The organism is Fischerella muscicola PCC 7414 (assembly GCF_000317205.1).
Classification (GTDB): Bacteria; Cyanobacteriota; Cyanobacteriia; order Cyanobacteriales; family Nostocaceae; genus Fischerella; species Fischerella muscicola.
Genome location: NZ_AJLK01000024.1, coordinates 22055 through 38584, shown reverse-complemented (window position 1 = coordinate 38584; position 16530 = coordinate 22055). Strand labels below are relative to the sequence as shown.

The window sequence follows — 16530 nt, the reverse complement described above, 5'->3', positions numbered from 1 at the left end:
TCAGGTCTATGAAGCTGTTATTGTCTGGGATGGTCAATTGCTGAGGATTCCAATCGATGAAGCCGATTCAGATCCTCTGGTTGGCATGTTGTTGATGGAAGGGTATGAGTTAACTATACAAGTAGTGGCAGGTAGTACTGTAGTATTCAAGCAGCTACCGACAATCTGACAACTAACTAACTTCTAAACAAAACCTCATTACGATTAGTTGCGCCTAGTTGCGGTACATAATTAATACCAAAGTGAGGAGTAAGAACACTAGGAACGCCCTGAGCTATTTGGAGCTGCTTGAGCAGATTTTGCAGAAACTTATCTTGTTCAGCACGGAATGTAGATACATAGGGGCCACGGTTAATGATCGCGAACCAAACCAAACCGCGATCGCGTGTAGGCATTACACCTGCTAAAGCACTTACATCGTTGAGAGTACCAGTTTTAATCACAGTAGCAACAGGGATGTGTCGAGCGTGCAGTGTCCCCCGGTGATCAAAGCCAGAGGTGGGGAATAAGTCTGCTAAATTTAAGCCGTGTGCCAGTGCTTCCTGTTGCAGTGCCATTAACATCGCACAAGCTGCACGAGGAGAAATCCGATTTTCAACTCCTAGTCCAGAGCCATTGATTAGCTGAATTTCGGACGCAGGAACTCTTGCTAATTGGGCGGCTGTTGACTGCACAACAAGATGACCTCCCACCAAATCTGCTAGCATTTGGGCCATATCATTGTTGCTGAAAACGTTCATCTCCTTAATTATTTGCTGCAAAGGTAAGGAGCGATGACGCACCAGCAAAGTTTGTTGTGGATTTAGTTGTGCTGCCACCTTCACAGTACCAGCGATCACAACTTGAGGTTTAGGTGTGCCTTTAGGCATCCGTGCGTGTTGAAAAGCAATTCCCCGTGTCCAGATAGAGTGGTTAAAAGCTTGCTTGATTAACTGACCTGCTAACAGTGGATCTCGTTGGAAATTCATAGCGAAATAACCAGTAATCACTAAATTACCTTGGACTCGCTTGATCCCCATCTTATTGAGGGTATTACCAAGAGCGATCGCTTCTTCCCAGACAAACAAAGGATCACCACTACCAATAATGACTAAATCACCTTTTAAAACTCCGTTTTGTATTGGCCCAGTAGCACTGACTAAAGTCTCAAATTGATGATTTGGCCCCCAAGTTTTGAAAGCAACTAAAGAGGTCGCTATCTTAGTTAATGAGGCCGCAGGTAAAGGAATTGTACCTTGGTGATTTGCCATCAGCATTGGCCCTGACTGTATCCAAATCCCTTGACTGTGGACAGTGTTCGCCGCTACTAATTTTGATGTTGCTAGCCCTTGGAGATACTGTTGCACTGTGGTGACTCCAGCTGGATTTGGATCAGGAGCAACAATTAAGCTGGGGTTACTTTGCCAAGCTAAAACATCCATCGGTTCCAAAGGCTTGATTTGTACTCCAGCCATCTCCAGCCACATTGAAACTAAACCTGAACCAATTAATTCCAGCATTATTCACTCCTCATATTTATGCAAATATGCTACTGCAAGCAGAAAGGCTATAAAGGATATATTTTAGGCTTTATGACTCTTTTTTACTGCGTAGTTTTTTGCCAAGCTGCACTCATTATTATTTTTGTAAGATTTTATCTCACCAACAACCAACAACCAACAAACAACAAACAACAACCAAAAAACAACAATCAACAACTAACCACTGTACGCTGTTTATTCAGTGGGTGTGGGGAGTAATTCATGCTATGTTGGGCTTGTTAGTTGCTTTGTTGAAAGCAGAAAAGACAAAAAAGAAGGATAAAGTAAATACAAACCATCGGGTTTATCCGTAGGTTGATTATAGAATTTATACTTTTTCCCTTCAGTCTGGAATTGACGGATGCGAATTGGCAGCCACCAATCTACTACTTTCAGCAGAGGCATCTGGTAAAATTTGTAAGGTTTCTAGAAGCTCTGAGCAATGGGATCGACTTGCGTACGAATCGCAATTGACGCAATGGGAGGGGATCACGCACCCGGTGAAATCGTCGCTGGCGCACTGCGAGCTAGGGATGAGTTGGGCGTGGAAGTGTTGTTGGTGGGTGCTCCCCAACAAATTGAAGCAGTGCTGCCACCAAAGACTAATTTGGGGCAGGTGCAGATCGTTCCGGCTGAGGACGCGATCGCGATGGATGAGGAGCCTTTAAGCGGTATCAGACGCAAACCCAAGGCTTCGATCAACGTGGCGATGGATTTAGTCAAGCAGGGGCAGGCAGATGCTGTGATTTCTGCCGGTCACTCAGGCGCAGCAATGGCAGCAGCATTGCTCCGCTTGGGACGACTGCCAGGAATTGATCGTCCAGCAATTGGTGCGGTGTTTCCCACAATGATAGCTAGCAAGCAAGTACTGATACTTGATGTCGGCGCTAATGTAGACTGCCGTCCAAAATTTTTAGAGCAGTTTGCCGTTATGGGGTCGGTTTATAGTCAGTATGTCTTGGGTGTTCCGGAACCGAAAATCGGTTTATTGAACATTGGCGAGGAAGACTGCAAAGGCAATGATGCCGCTGTTCGCGCCCATCAACTGCTGCGGGAAAATTCTCAGATAGCCTTTGTTGGCAATGCTGAAGGACGCGATGTCCTCTCCGGTCAATTTGATGTGATTGTCTGTGACGGCTTCGTAGGCAATGTCTTGCTGAAATTTGCCGAAGCAATTGGAGAAGTGATGCTGCAAATCGTCAGGGAAGAATTACCCCAAGGATTGCATGGTCAACTCGGTACAGCAATTTTAAAACCCAACTTGAGACGGATTAAACAGCGGATGGATCACGCTGAACACGGAGGTGCTTTGCTTTTGGGTGTAGACGGCATTTGCATTATTGGTCATGGCAGTTCTCAAGCACCTTCAATTTATAATGCCATTCGATTAGCAAAAGAAGCAGTGGATAACCAGGTGCTGCAAAGAATTCAATCTAAATATCAGAGTAAATCCTCCGGGCAACTATTGCCCGAAAACAGTCAATAGTCATATTTGTTCTTTGTTGGTTGATGGTAGTTGGTTGGAATAAACAACAAACAACCAACAACACCCAACTAACAACAAAACAAATGACAAAATGCCAATAGCTTGGGAGAACCCGGAGTGCAAACATTAGGAATCGCAATTACAGGAAGTGGCTCAGCAGTGCCAGCTACTTTTCTGGATAACCAAGGGCTGACGGAACTCGTTGAAACATCAGATGAATGGATTACCACAAGAACAGGAATTCGTAAACGGCGTTTGGCAAATGTAGGTGAATCTCTAACAGATCTTGCCACTGCCGCTGGTGAGGCGGCGATCGCTATGGCTGGCATTACACCGCAACAGTTAGACCTGATTTTGCTGGCAACCTCTACGCCCGATGACTTGTTTGGCAGTGCCTGTCAAATTCAAGCCAAACTTGGAGCAGCAAGAGCTGTAGCATTTGATATGACAGCAGCCTGTTCCGGTTTTGTATTTGGATTGGTAACAGCAGCCCAATTTATTAGAACTGGTGTATATCAAAATGTTTTACTGATTGGAGCAGATATTCTCTCTCGTTGGGTAGACTGGCAAGACCGACGTACCTGTGTACTATTTGGTGATGGTGCTGGGGCAGTAGTATTGCAGGCAAATGATAGCGATCGCTTACTGGGATTTGAACTCAGAAGTGACGGCACTCAAAACGATTGCCTTAACCTTCCCTACACACCTGACGCCACAGAATTACTCCCAGGTGTTGTTGTTGGTAGAGGCAACTTCCAACCAATCACCATGAATGGCAAAGAAGTTTACCGCTTCGCCGTCCAGCAAGTGCCAGAAGTTATTGATAAAGCTTTGTTTCGTGCCAACCTCAGCGTAGAGGAAATAGACTGGCTCCTATTGCATCAAGCTAATCAGCGCATTCTAGATGCTGTAGCCCAGCGCTTGAACATCCCGGAACAAAAAGTGATTAGTAATCTGGCTTACTATGGCAACACCTCTGCCGCCTCTATCCCCCTGGCTTTGGATGAAGCAGTACGGCAGCACAAAATTAAGCCTAATGACATTATTGCCGCCTCAGGTTTTGGTGCTGGCTTAACATGGGGAGCCGCTATTTTTCAATGGGGAAGATAGATAGTAGTTGTTTGTTAGTTGTTGTTTGTTGCATTTTCCAGACAACCAGCAACTACCAACTACCAACAAAATTTATTAACACTTGACTGTTGACACTTGACTAATGACCAAAACTGCATGGGTGTTTCCCGGACAAGGTTCCCAAACATTGGGAATGGGAATGGATTTAATAAACATACCTTTAGCAAAAGATAAATTTGCTCAAGCCGAAGAAATTTTGGGCTGGTCTGTAATTGAAATTTGTCAAAATGATACCGACAAACTATCACATACTATCTACACTCAGCCTTGTTTATATGTAGTAGAAAGCATTCTGGCTGATCTCCTACAGGAAAAACAACAACCAGATTTAGTTGCTGGCCACAGTTTGGGAGAATACATTGCTCTGTATGTTGCTGGCGTGTTTGAATGGTCTGAGGGTTTACGCTTAGTAAAACGCCGTGCCGAACTAATGGACAGTGCTGTTGGTGGGATGATGGCGGCTTTGATGAATTTTGACCGGGAACAACTAGAAAAAGTGATTGCTGAAACCCCTGATGTAGTTGTGGCAAATGATAATAGCCCTGCTCAAGTTGTCATTTCTGGCACACCTACAGCCGTACAAGCAGTCATATCTCAAGTTAAGGCAAAACGTGCAGTTCCTTTAAAAGTCTCTGGTGCGTTTCATTCACCTTTGATGGCAGAAGCTTCAACACAGTTTCAAGAAATATTAGCAACCGTAGAATTTCACAAAGCTAAAGTACCAGTTTTATCTAATATCGAACCAACTCCAGCCACAGAAGCAGAAATTTTAAAGCAACGCCTCATCCAACAAATGACAGGGGGAGTACGCTGGCGAGAAATTGCACTGGCGTTACCAGAAAATGGGATTGAGCGAGTAGTGGAAATTGGCCCTGGTAACGTATTAACTGGCTTGATTAAACGCACTTGCTCAAATTTAGTTTTGGAAAATATTCGTAATTTAGCTGAGTTACCTGTTTAGCTTTTACGATTTGGAGAAGCGATCGCGAATTATTATGATTCAGGGATGAGGCGATCGCACAACTGTAATCATCAATTTCTATGACCTACTGAAACCTCAGTGAATTCCGAAGTTAGATAAATTACGGGTGTAGTTCTAAGCTGTTCACAACTCAAATTCACTGAATAAAAGTTCAGCGTTAAGTTGTTTAATAGTCTTTGCCCTGGGAGTAGACAGTAAAACGTATTGACGACGTAAATACATTCTGCCTACACTAAGGGTATGGATGTGTATTTCGTGTTAAATGGCATCACCTTTGTTTGGAACGAGGAGAAGGCTCGGAATAATCCCAGCAAGCATGACAGTGTAACATTCTAACAAGCCGCAGAGGTATTCTTTGATCCATTTCTCGTCGTTTTTGATGCCAGTCGTAATGATGAAGCGCGAAACGTTGGAATCTCCTGTATGTGGTTCACATTGAGCGTCATGATAATGTGATTCGGATTATTTCAGCTCGCAAGGCAACGCGCAAGGAGCGTGAGTACTATGAAATTTGAAGACTTGAAAAAACGATTAGACCGAAACCGTCCCATGACTACTATTACAATCCGAATTCCTGAAGACGTGGTTGAGGATTTAAAGCGAGTTGCTCCATTACTTGGTTTTTCTGGTTATCAACCTTTAATTCGTGCTTACATTGGTCAGGGGCTGCGAGCAGATTTAGAGCGTTTGGATGGGGATACTGTTTCTGCATTAGTTGCCAGTCTCAAACGTCGTGGTGTGAGTGATGAGGTAATTCATGAAGCATTGAGCGAAGTTGTACAAAAGTAGTGGCGATCGCTTATCCTTAATTTTGTCTGATTTCAATTATCTTCTGTGGGCAAAAACCGCGAACCGTTAGCCAGTCTCTTACTCTATCAAGCCTTTAAGTGGTCTGTTGTTACCCCCATGCTACATGTTTACTTTCGGGGCAAGATTTATGGTGCAGAAAATGTCCCCTTAAGTGGACCTTTGGTAGTGGTGAGTAATCATGCAAGTAATTATGACCCACCGATTGTTTCCAACTGTGTCCGTCGTCCTGTAGCGTATATGGCCAAAGAAGAACTTTTTAAAATTCCTGTTTTAAAACAAGCCATTGAGTTATATGGTGCTTATCCAGTCAGTCGAGGAACAAGCGATCGCACTGCTATTCGTGCAGCCTTAAAATATCTGAATGAAGGCTGGGCTGTTGGTATTTTCTTACAAGGTACTCGCACTCCTGACGGACGCATCACAGATCCAAAACGAGGCGCGGCGTTGATAGCAGCCAAAGCACAAGCACCACTGTTACCAGTTTGTTTGTGGGGTACACAGGCAATTGAAGAAAAAGGTGTGGTGATACCTCGTGCAGTTCCTATAACGGTGAGAATTGGTGAGTTGATTGCTTCCCCCACTTCTACAGATAAAGAAGAGTTAGAAACATTAACGCAAAAGTGCGCTACAGCAATTAATGCATTACACGCACAAGGGCGCTAAAGTATTCACTGATAACTGATAACTGATACCTGATTTAAAAATCTTCCTCATCGACAAAAAATTCCGCGTCATCTTGTCTTGGGGAATAACTTTGCTCGGAACCAGTTAACCTCCACAATGGTTGTAGCAGTGCCATGCCAATCATGCCCACACTAGCACACAAAGCCAGTAGTAAGCCCACTGGAAGTTGAATGGAGCGAAAGCCTAAAAATTGTAAGGATACTGGCGTAGCGTTTTGTACTGAGAGAAGGGCAACAGCCATGATCCAAAAAACAAGAACTATTATTGTCAGTAGAGCAGCAAAGGTTTTCATGGTGATTTCTAGCGAATTGCTAAAGCAAAGACTTTCTCCATACGATTTTAGAGAAGTAGTAATTATTTTTATCTAGGCGTCTTTAATATTTAGATAAAAAATTTAACTATTTGTAAGGTATTGGTCAAAATTGCTGTTGCAAAACTTTATCAAAACAAGCCTACCAAAAACATTTGCTGTAGATGCTTATGTGACAAAAGCTCCCGCCTTTCTAACTGGAGGTAAGTTTACAATGGTATTTAGTAATTTCTAGAGTGGCAACAACAACAAAGTCAAGGATATATTTAATCCCATACTCAGATGCTGAGTTACGGCTATCAGTAGTAAATTTCAATGCTCGAAACTGGATTTCAGTAACGAGCTTTGTCACTTATTACTACCATGGCATAATACCGCTCAGCAATTTTTACCGTCTAAGCAATCTGCCGTAACAAATGGCAGTACGATTAGCCACTTGGCTAACAAATGAGTAAAGCCTATGTAACCGAATATTATTCCCTGTCCTTTTTCTCACAGTTACTAAGTAATGTCAACCCCCGAGCGACCTTTTACCAGTTATCATCTTTGGTCTCTAATTGCCCCAGCATCTGGGCAACAACGTTGGCATTGTCAAATGAGACGGGGGTATATTAAAGCACGCCAACACGAACCCCAAGTTAGAGCATTGCTGACAAAAGTTACGGCATCCCAGCGCATAGGCTTGCTAGCACAAAAAGGGGTTTATGAATTTCATCACCACAGATACCTATTAAATCAATCAGACGGCGTCGAAAAAGTTGCTGAACTGCTGAGATTGAGCAATTCACCTAGTGAAGTGCAACAGCGTGTGCTGCAAATTTTGAAGAAGTATCACGATGAGCCATTGCTTTCAGGGAAACGTATTGTCTTGTTAACCCGTGGTGATGAAGGATTTCCCAAACCAATATTAATTGATCAAAAGCATTATTGTTTCCGCCTCTATGCGGCGATGGACTGTATTTTCATTGAATCTTCAGGCAATTTACATATTTTAGATTTTAAAACTGGTAAATCTGCTTTTGACCGTCGTCAGGCGTTAGTTTATCTTTTAGCCGCTCGTTATCTTTACCCCAGACACAAAGCTATAGCTTCCTTTTACAATTTAGAATTTTCTAAAAAATCGGAATTAATTAGCGTTACCAAAGATGAATTAGATTTTATTGAGTTTGAGTTAGCTAGTATTGCTCAAAAACACCAACAAGATTTGCAAAAATATCAGCAACAAACTCAGAAATTTAGTCAAATATTTCCGCCCAATCCTGGGTATCACTGTCGATTTTGCCCATTTAATTCTATCTGTGAATTTTCTGCTTTTAAGGCTTCGCAAACAGTCTAGTTTGAATGAGGAAAAATTAGGCTTGCGATCGCTCCAAACCTGTCACGAGACTGCAAACTCTGTATGTTTTCGTTGTTGAGGGGTTCAAAACCCAAAACAATCTGTTCTTTAGGAATTCCCGCAGCAACTAAATCTACAGCAACACCCTCTTCTGTACGGTCGTGCTGAATCCAAAGCTTATGATCAATAATATCGATGTGTAACAAAGTTCATCCCAACCGAACTATGACGACCATAACCCTGCAATTATCACCTGAATTAGAGCAAAAACTACGAGAAAGTATCGCACGTCACGACGCCCAAAGCATTCGACAGTTATTAGCTGATGCGTTTGCACCAACGGTAGAAGTATTACTAGGACAAAAAACAGATACTGAAATTCATGATGATGAATTTGAGATAATTGCTGACCAATTAGCTGATGATTTTGCTGCTTGTGTTGGGTCAGATGCACTTCCATTATCAGATTATGCAGTGAGTCGTGAGGGTATTTACGAGGAGCATCCTTAAACGTGGTGTACCTTATAGATACTAACGTTCTGTTGCGTTTTATTTTTCGCACCGATCCACGATACCCAGTTGTCAAAACTGCAATACGAAAACTACGAACTGATAAACACACACTACATATTTCATCACAAAACTGTATCGAATTTTGGAACGTCGCCACAAGACCTACAGCAAGAAATGGTTTTGGCTTGACTCCTACAGATGCAAAACGAATGCTGCAACGGATTGAACGTCTGTTTCCATTATTGCCTGATACACCTGCTGTTTATCCTGAGTGGCGTAGGCTTGTGGTTACATATAGTGTCTCAAGTGTGCAAGTGCATGATGCTCGCCTTGTTGCTAGCATGAAAGCAAATGGTGTGACTCACATCTTGACATTTAATATAAGTGATTTCGCCCGCTATGGAGTAGAAGGGATTGTAGTAGTTGACCCGGTAACAGTATAGGTTTTATTTGCGATCGCACTACTATAGGATAAATTGAAGACGCGATCGCCTGTATTCACCAACACCAATCGCTTTTTGATGAGTGTGAATTGCGATGTTGCAAAGCAGCCGCTACGCGATCACGCACTCTACACTAAACAATACAAATCCCCGACTTTTTCAAAAAGTCAGGGATCTTGTTTTTCATCAAGTTTCAAGTTCTGAAGTTGGAATTTCTCGTTTCAAACCTGAAGTTTTAAGTTCGGAACTCGGAATTTCTCGTTTCAAACCTGAAGTTTGAAGTTCGGAACTCGGAATTTCTTATTTCCAACCTGGAATTTCAAGTTCAGAACTCGGAATTTCTCATTTCAAACCTGGAGTGTGAGGTTCTGAAGTTGGAATTTCTCATTTCAAGCTTGAACCTACACTATTTGTGAGAGTTAATCCCTCCACTTTGCTGTTTCCTCACCTATTTACTACGGAATTTCATTCAACTTCTGTGCCGCCGGCCTTAAGACTCGACTCCACATCCTGTAACCTTCATACACGGCATTGAGGCGAATTGCTTCATTATAATCAGCAACTGCTCCTTGTACGTCTCCCTTTTGATACTTATCCAAAGACTGAATGAAAAAGTCGTCAGCTTTGGGTGCTGTAGCTACTTGAGTATTAGGAACAGAGACTCCCACATCTATCCCAGATTTTGCTGACACTCGCAAAAACGTATTAATGGGAATGCCCAAATTAAAGCCTGTTTTGTCTTCTTTAGTATCTAAATCTGCTCTACCGTGAATTCCGATGAGTTCACCCTTTTCATTCAATATTGCACCACCACTCATTCCCTCTGATGTATTATTGTCGTAGACTAAGGCATAGCCATCACGTAAAGGTTTCGAGGCATTAGCAGCAATCTTGCCATCACTGAAAATATAAATTGACTGATTAATCGCAAATGTTGGTGCAGGGAACCCAGCCACATAAGCAGTAGTGCCTTCTGTGCTAGCGTCAGAGTTACCTATTTTCGCTACAGTGTAATTTTGACTGCTGCTAAATTGCACCACAGCTAAGTCTACTCCTGGCAGTTGTTTGACACTGCTGGAGTTGAGTGCATAACGTTTACCATTAAAGGTAATAATCTCATAATTATCTTTGATTTCTACCACATGAGCAGCCGTAAGGACAGTGTAAGTATTGCCTTCTTTTTTGATAATCACCCCGGAACCGTACTTTGGCTTTTTACTTTGAATCAGTACTGTGATTTGTTTGGCAATATTATTAACTTCTGTTGATGATAGCGCCACAGCCGCTTGTGTTTGTACAAGAGCGATTGTTACCCCTATTAGCGCTGGTGCAAGTTGATAATAGAATTTCATTATTTATTTTCCGAAATACAGATACGCTTCAACATCAATATTCACTGGATCGTTGCTTGTGTTGCCCCCACTTTGATTTGTGGCGTTTCCAGCAGCCAAGGCACGGCGATCCATTATTTGACGTAAAGTAACATCAGGATTGCTACCTGGTTTGAGAGTGAATAATAAAGTCGTATCTGTACAAGCAGCGTTTTTTTCAGTAACGGCGCACACGACAGGCTGTTTGTTGAGAATACCTGTCTTGATGTATCTCAGCGTACCGTTGTCATAACTTCTTTGAAATCTGTAAGTTACCTGCTGACAGCGTTGCAGAGGTGTCAACCCTTTACCACTAAAATACTGGGAAACCCAACGAATCATTGGTAGTCTCTTGCCATTTTGGGTACGAACAAATGTTGTCGGTACACCGTTGCTTTGATCACAGTAAAAAGTTGTGTCTCCAGCGTAGCTTGGTTGATTGAGGATAGCTATTGTGGCAAATGTAGTTAGTGCAGCTATGCCGAAAACTCTCACACCCCATGTCAAAGATTGATCAGATATCTCCAGTTTCATAAATGTAAATTTAATCAAAAAAGAGTAGAGCGCACTTTTGCGGGAATAGAATCAGCTACAAACTCAAGTTGCAGTATTTCCGATGATGCTTTACATATATCAGTAAAATTAGCGTATATCTATGAATATAGATGAAATAGCTTACAAAAAAAGGCAGAGGGAAGAGGGCATCCCCATGAAACAAGTTTCACGAACCTTGCCATGAAAAAACCTCACCCCCTTCCCCTAATACCTACTCCCTTGGGGGAGTGGGGGCCGGTGAGTTCCCCTCTCCGAACCCGCGGAGAGGGGTATCCGACAGGACGGGGTGAGTTTACTTTCAAGTCAGAAGGCAAAAGTTGGGATGTTGGGTTAATGAAGTCTATTGAACTCACCTTAATTATCAGCCGATCCGACAGTATAAGTGAAAACAAGATCCCCGACTTTTCTAAAAAGTCGGGGATCTGGGCGATCTGATTGTTCACGAATCAAATAGGATTGCTATATGAAACCCGGAGTTAGCTAAAACGGTGGTAACTCTCCCAAAATGGTGAAGCGAATATGATTAATGGCCAACTCACCAATGGAAATTTCTTCTTTTGTCAGCCTTACACCTTTACTAGTTATAGTTTCAAAAGGAATACCTTTACCGATTTCAATGTGATACCAGCACAAACCCATAAAAAAGCGTGTGGGATAGGGCCCATTGTTACCAATATCATCAGGGTTAGATTCCATTGGCAACCAACCAAAACCAGGGATGTAGAATTCTAACCATACATGGTTGTAGTCTGGTTGCAGAGGCACATGTTGGTGTTCTGCGTAGGTAGGACATTTGTAGCGTCCGACGGTACGACAAGCTATGCCATTTAAACGACACAAAGCCAGCAAAACACCTACATATTCACCACAAGAACCAACACCTCTTTCTAATACTCGATCTGGAGTATCTATGTAAGGTTTAATACCATATCTTAGTTGATCGTAGACATAATTACGGATGCTGTACATTTTCCTTAGCAAATTGGTTTCTGTACCAATTGCTTCTTGGGCAGCACGGCGGACAATGGTAGTATCCATTGCTAATTCATCATTATCTACGAGATAGCGAGTTTGGTATTCTGGCGATAGTTCAGGAATATCTTCTACATCGGTTGGAGTGAGACGATATTTAATACCTTGGACTTCTAAGACCGCCTTCCAGCCAAACATGTGCCGTTCACCGGGGGTCAGGGCATCGAATTTAAACACAGCCATCCGTTGCCCATCCATAATTTCTTCCGTAAAAGGCAGTCCCACAGGTTCAACATGTTTGACCTTTTGACGATCTGTGTCGCTTGGTAGGGCAATACGCCATTCTAGGTCTTGTAAGTAAACCTCTTCAATCGGCGCTATTTCCTCTACATAGGACATTTCAATTAGATAGCCATTAGAAAGAGCGTAGCGCTTTTCTGGGAAATAACGATAGTAGAGTGGGTGAATAAACGTGCGATCGCGATATGCTAGTTCGTGGTTCGGGTCAGCATTCGGGTTATCGCGCACATAAGGTTCTTCAGAAGCGTAGGCGACATAGAGAGTTTGTTGACCTGTATTTTTATCTGTTTGTACTGCTATGCCTGTAGGAGATTCAAACGGTGTTAGTACACTAAATTTAACTTCCCCCGTAGCCCTATCCATGCAGTAAACGCTTTGTTCTGTTGCATCGCAAGCCCAAAGAATTTCATCAGTCACAGTCAAATTTTCTACCCCCACACCAGGAGCATAAAATCTGGTAATTTCTTTGCGGGTATCGCGATTAAATATCACAATATCTCCCAATTTTTGGCAACTGACATAGACTGTTGATTCCCAAACAGCAATGCCATTGGCAGGGTAAGGCAAGGTGACAAAATGTTCCAGTCCCCAAGAATTCCATTTACATAAATAAACACTATTACCTCTTGTCACCCAGAGAGTATCTTCCCAAATTGCCAAACCAGTGACATCTGTAAATTCCCTGCTTTGGTGAGGATTGAGAATTTTTGTGTTGTCAGTGGCAGGATCTATTTGCAGCAGATACCCTTTAGGAGAATCAATAGCAATCAGAGTATCTTGGAAGAAAGCAATGCCACTCAAAACGGCAGCACCAATTGGTCGAATTGTTTTTTGCCCGAACATCTGGCTAGAGGTCAAACTGGGAAGAGCAAAATTCATATTAAACTAATGTACTTAAAGATTTAGCACGACTAGGATGTATTTTGATATGTTTTGTGCAATTCCACTCCCAACTTCTATTACTCACAACTATCAAAAATATGTGCTATAAAAAGCAGTTACTCTAGCAATAATACTTAGATAATGCCGTAAAAAAAGTAGGGAAATGTGAAAAATCACACTTTATGTTAACGCTCGTTAGCAATATCCCTAATGTAACTTTAGTTGATGGTTTTTCTAGCTATCACTAAATTATGATCGAATTCTGTAACCATTTCCTGTAACCTACACGATGTCTGCTCATTCTCTGCCTGATTCAACTACCGTTTGGCATAGCTTAGAAGTTGATAAAGCAATAGAACTGCTCTCTACGAATGCAGACACTGGCTTATCACCTCAAGAAGCGCAACAGCGATTGGAACAATACGGCCCGAACGAACTCGAGGAAACTGGTGGTCGCAGTGCCTGGGAAATTTTGGTAGATCAGTTCAAAAACATCATGTTGTTGATGCTGATCGCTGTGGCTATTGTTTCCGGGATTTTAGACTTGCTGGCTCTGCAAAACAACGAGTTAAAAGCGGGGGAAGTACCATTCAAAGACACGATCGCAATCTTAGCAATTGTGGTCCTCAATGGCATCCTTGGCTATGTTCAAGAAAGCCGTGCTGAAAAAGCCCTCGCAGCGCTGAAAAAACTCTCTTCTCCCAACGTCCGCGTCATTCGTGATGGTAAACCATTAGAGGTGGCAGCTAAGGATTTAGTACCGGGGGATGTGATGCTCATAGAAGCAGGGATGCAAGTAGCAGCAGATGGACGCTTGTTGGAAGTGTCTAACTTGCAAATCCGAGAATCGGCACTCACGGGTGAAGCCGAAGCGGTTAACAAACAGGCAGAAACCACATTACCTGAAGAGACAGGAATAGGCGATCGCATCAATTCGGTTTTTCAAGGTACAGAAGTTGTCCAAGGACGGGGCAAAGTTCTAGTCACCAACACTGGGATGAAAACCGAACTCGGCAAAATTGCTGCCATGTTGCAGTCGGTGGAAAGTGAACCTACACCGTTACAACAACGGATGACTCAGCTAGGTAATGTCCTGGTGACAGGTTCTTTAGTTTTGGTAGCCATTGTTGTAATTGTGGGGTTGCTGCGTGGTGGTAACTTAACAGAATTATTGGAAGTTTCTTTAAGTATGGCAGTGGCGGTCGTGCCAGAAGGTCTACCTGCTGTGATCACCGTTACCCTAGCTTTGGGAACTCAACGCATGGTGCGTCGCAAAGCTTTAATTCGCAAATTACCAGCAGTAGAAACTCTCGGTTCTGTAACTACAATCTGTTCTGATAAAACCGGGACTTTGACTCAGAACAAGATGGTAGTGCAATCTGTCTACACAAATGCTTCTACCTCTAATCCGAGTGAAAAAACTTCCAATCATCAAGAATTCCGCGTTACAGGAGAAGGTTACGCTCCTACAGGCGAGTTTCAACTGCAAAATAATAAAGTTGAGGTACAAGATTACCGAGAACTACAAGCTTTATTAGTAGCCTGTGCTGTTTGTAATGATTCTGTCTTACAACAGCAACAAGGACAGTGGACTATTTTAGGAGACCCGACAGAAGGGGCTTTGGTGACACTAGCAGCCAAAGGAGGAATTGAAAAAGATCAGTGGGATAGTAAATTACCTCGGGTGGGTGAGTTTCCGTTTTCTTCAGAACGAAAGCGGATGAGTGTAATTTGTAGGGTTGAACAAGTAGAAACAGGTGTTTCGCCTTTAAGTGATGTTGATCCGATCATCAGCCATTTGGTGAACTCCCATGGCTATTTAATGTTTACCAAAGGCTCACCAGAGTTAATTTTGGCTCGCTGTACTCAACTTTATGTGGGTAGTAGCACTATTCCCCTGACTCAAAACCAGCGAGATGAAGTATTAGCCGAAAATGATCGCATGGCTTCTAATGGTTTGCGGGTGCTAGGTTTTGCTTATAAACCGCTTGGGGAAATTCCACCTGAAGGTTCAGATGAAGCATCCGAACAAGAATTAGTGTGGTTGGGCTTAGTGGGGATGCTGGATGCACCCCGTCCAGAAGTGAGGGCGGCGGTAAAAGAGTGTCGAGAAGCAGGCATTCGACCGATTATGATTACCGGTGATCACCAGTTAACAGCCCGGGCGATCGCGACCGATCTGGGTATTGCCCAAGCAGGCGATCGCGCCCTGACTGGTCAAGAACTGCAACGGATGAGCGACCAAGACCTAGAGCAAAATGTAGACTTGGTGAGTATTTATGCTCGAGTCGCTCCAGAACACAAACTGCGAATTGTCCAAGCTTTACAGCGTCGGGGCAGATTCGTCGCGATGACTGGTGATGGTGTCAACGATGCCCCAGCCCTCAAACAAGCTGACATTGGTATTGCGATGGGTATCACCGGCACTGATGTTAGTAAAGAAGCCAGCGACATGGTGCTACTAGATGATAACTTCGCTACCATCGTTGCCGCTACTGAGGAAGGTCGGGTTGTTTACACCAATATCCGCCGTTTTATTAAGTATATTCTCGGTAGTAACATCGGTGAAGTTCTCACCATCGCAGCTGCGCCCATCTTGGGATTAGGAGGAGTTCCCCTCACACCCCTGCAAATTCTCTGGATGAACTTGGTGACAGACGGTTTACCAGCCTTAGCGTTAGCTGTAGAACCCCCCGAACCAGATGTCATGAAGCGTCCCCCCTTCAGTCCGCGTGAAAGCATTTTTGCTAGAGGCTTGGGTTCTTATATGATTCGGATCGGGATTATTTTCGCAATCATTACCATTATTTTGATGACGTGGGCGTACAATCATTCCACCAGCATATCTGGCAATGGGTTGAGTCCAGATCGGTGGAAGACAATGGTATTTACTTCCCTGTGTCTTGCCCAAATGGGTCATGCGATCGCAATTCGCTCTAACAGCCGACTAACAATAGAGATGAATCCTCTGTCAAATCCCTATGTGTTAGGGGCAGTTGTGTTAACCACGATTTTACAACTGATGCTGGTTTACGTTCCTCCTCTGCGCAATTTCTTCGGGACTCATTTCATCACCTTGCCAGAATTGGCAATTTGTCTTGGCTTCAGCGCCTTAATGTTTGTGTGGATTGAAATTGAAAAGATCATCTTCCGATTGATGGGCAAGAAAACCGTGTGATGGGGTATGGGGTGATGGGATGATGGGGTGATAGGGAGAAGTTCTCTCCCCACCTCCC

The 16530-nt window shown here is 43.2% G+C and carries 16 protein-coding genes and 1 pseudogene; 11 read left to right on the top strand and 6 right to left on the bottom strand.

Annotated elements, in window-relative coordinates:
• Nucleotides 1-176 precede the first annotated feature (176 nt).
• Nucleotides 177-1499 carry a D-alanyl-D-alanine carboxypeptidase gene (locus UYI_RS0103370; RefSeq protein ID WP_016865266.1) on the bottom strand — a complete coding sequence of 441 codons (1323 nt, stop codon included), beginning with the start codon at nt 1497-1499 and terminating at the stop codon, nt 177-179.
• Between the two features lie 98 nt (nt 1500-1597).
• On the opposite strand from UYI_RS0103370, the gene UYI_RS37510 reads away from it, so the two are divergent.
• The 7 genes from UYI_RS37510 to UYI_RS0103335 all read left to right on the top strand — a co-directional run bounded on the left by UYI_RS37510 (nt 1598) and on the right by UYI_RS0103335 (nt 6592).
• Entirely contained in the window at nt 1598-1834 is a 237-nt protein-coding gene (locus tag UYI_RS37510) for a hypothetical protein (RefSeq protein ID WP_162140377.1), read from the top strand.
• A gap of 128 nt (nt 1835-1962) precedes the next feature.
• Nucleotides 1963-3006 carry a phosphate acyltransferase PlsX gene (gene plsX / locus UYI_RS0103355; protein WP_035138050.1) on the top strand — a complete coding sequence of 348 codons (1044 nt, stop codon included), beginning with the start codon at nt 1963-1965 and terminating at the stop codon, nt 3004-3006.
• Nucleotides 3007-3123: 117 nt separating this feature from the next.
• Complete coding sequence (locus tag UYI_RS0103350; RefSeq protein WP_026085712.1) at nt 3124-4116, top strand: beta-ketoacyl-ACP synthase III; 993 nt, start codon at nt 3124-3126, stop codon at nt 4114-4116.
• Nucleotides 4117-4219: 103 nt separating this feature from the next.
• Nucleotides 4220-5098, top strand: a complete 879-nt coding sequence (gene fabD / locus UYI_RS0103345; RefSeq protein ID WP_016865261.1) for an ACP S-malonyltransferase — start codon at nt 4220-4222, stop codon at nt 5096-5098.
• A gap of 446 nt (nt 5099-5544) precedes the next feature.
• Nucleotides 5545-5634 carry a BrnT family toxin gene (locus UYI_RS40105; protein WP_373278968.1) on the top strand — a complete coding sequence of 30 codons (90 nt, stop codon included), beginning with the start codon at nt 5545-5547 and terminating at the stop codon, nt 5632-5634.
• The gene (locus tag UYI_RS0103340) at nt 5624-5908 is read left to right on the top strand and encodes a hypothetical protein (protein WP_016865260.1); all 285 of its coding nucleotides are present in this window, start codon (nt 5624-5626) and stop codon (nt 5906-5908) included. Before UYI_RS40105 ends, UYI_RS0103340 begins: the two co-directional genes overlap by 11 nt.
• Before the next feature lie 45 nt (nt 5909-5953).
• Nucleotides 5954-6592: a lysophospholipid acyltransferase family protein gene (locus tag UYI_RS0103335; RefSeq protein ID WP_016865259.1), complete on the top strand. Its 639-nt coding sequence runs from the start codon at nt 5954-5956 to the stop codon at nt 6590-6592.
• Between the two features lie 34 nt (nt 6593-6626).
• Here UYI_RS0103335 and UYI_RS0103330 read toward each other — a convergent pair whose 3' ends face one another.
• Nucleotides 6627-6905 carry a lipopolysaccharide assembly protein LapA domain-containing protein gene (locus tag UYI_RS0103330; protein WP_016865258.1) on the bottom strand — a complete coding sequence of 93 codons (279 nt, stop codon included), beginning with the start codon at nt 6903-6905 and terminating at the stop codon, nt 6627-6629.
• A gap of 526 nt (nt 6906-7431) precedes the next feature.
• Here UYI_RS0103330 and UYI_RS0103325 point away from each other — a divergent pair.
• A complete protein-coding gene (locus UYI_RS0103325) occupies nt 7432-8259 on the top strand; it encodes a PD-(D/E)XK nuclease family protein (protein WP_016865257.1) in 828 nt (275 codons plus the stop codon).
• Nucleotides 8260-8301: 42 nt separating this feature from the next.
• On the opposite strand, the pseudogene UYI_RS34485 reads toward UYI_RS0103325, so the two are convergent.
• Nucleotides 8302-8468, bottom strand: a pseudogene (locus tag UYI_RS34485) (element excision factor XisI family protein); the annotation flags it as partial.
• Between the two features lie 16 nt (nt 8469-8484).
• On the opposite strand from UYI_RS34485, the gene UYI_RS0103310 reads away from it, so the two are divergent.
• Complete coding sequence (locus UYI_RS0103310) at nt 8485-8769, top strand: hypothetical protein (protein WP_026085711.1); 285 nt, start codon at nt 8485-8487, stop codon at nt 8767-8769.
• A gap of 2 nt (nt 8770-8771) precedes the next feature.
• Nucleotides 8772-9215, top strand: a complete 444-nt coding sequence (locus UYI_RS0103305; protein WP_016865255.1) for a type II toxin-antitoxin system VapC family toxin — start codon at nt 8772-8774, stop codon at nt 9213-9215.
• A 455-nt stretch (nt 9216-9670) separates the two neighbouring features.
• Here UYI_RS0103305 and UYI_RS0103295 read toward each other — a convergent pair whose 3' ends face one another.
• From UYI_RS0103295 to UYI_RS0103280, 3 genes are all read right to left on the bottom strand, one after another.
• The gene (locus tag UYI_RS0103295) at nt 9671-10567 is read right to left on the bottom strand and encodes a S1 family peptidase (RefSeq protein WP_016865253.1); all 897 of its coding nucleotides are present in this window, start codon (nt 10565-10567) and stop codon (nt 9671-9673) included.
• Between the two features lie 3 nt (nt 10568-10570).
• Nucleotides 10571-11119: a COP23 domain-containing protein gene (locus UYI_RS0103290; RefSeq protein WP_016865252.1), complete on the bottom strand. Its 549-nt coding sequence runs from the start codon at nt 11117-11119 to the stop codon at nt 10571-10573.
• A 501-nt stretch (nt 11120-11620) separates the two neighbouring features.
• Nucleotides 11621-13291 carry a transglutaminase-like domain-containing protein gene (locus tag UYI_RS0103280; RefSeq protein ID WP_016865250.1) on the bottom strand — a complete coding sequence of 557 codons (1671 nt, stop codon included), beginning with the start codon at nt 13289-13291 and terminating at the stop codon, nt 11621-11623.
• Between the two features lie 292 nt (nt 13292-13583).
• On the opposite strand from UYI_RS0103280, the gene UYI_RS0103275 reads away from it, so the two are divergent.
• Nucleotides 13584-16472: a cation-translocating P-type ATPase gene (locus UYI_RS0103275; RefSeq protein ID WP_016865249.1), complete on the top strand. Its 2889-nt coding sequence runs from the start codon at nt 13584-13586 to the stop codon at nt 16470-16472.
• The last annotated feature ends 58 nt before the right edge of the window (nt 16473-16530 follow it).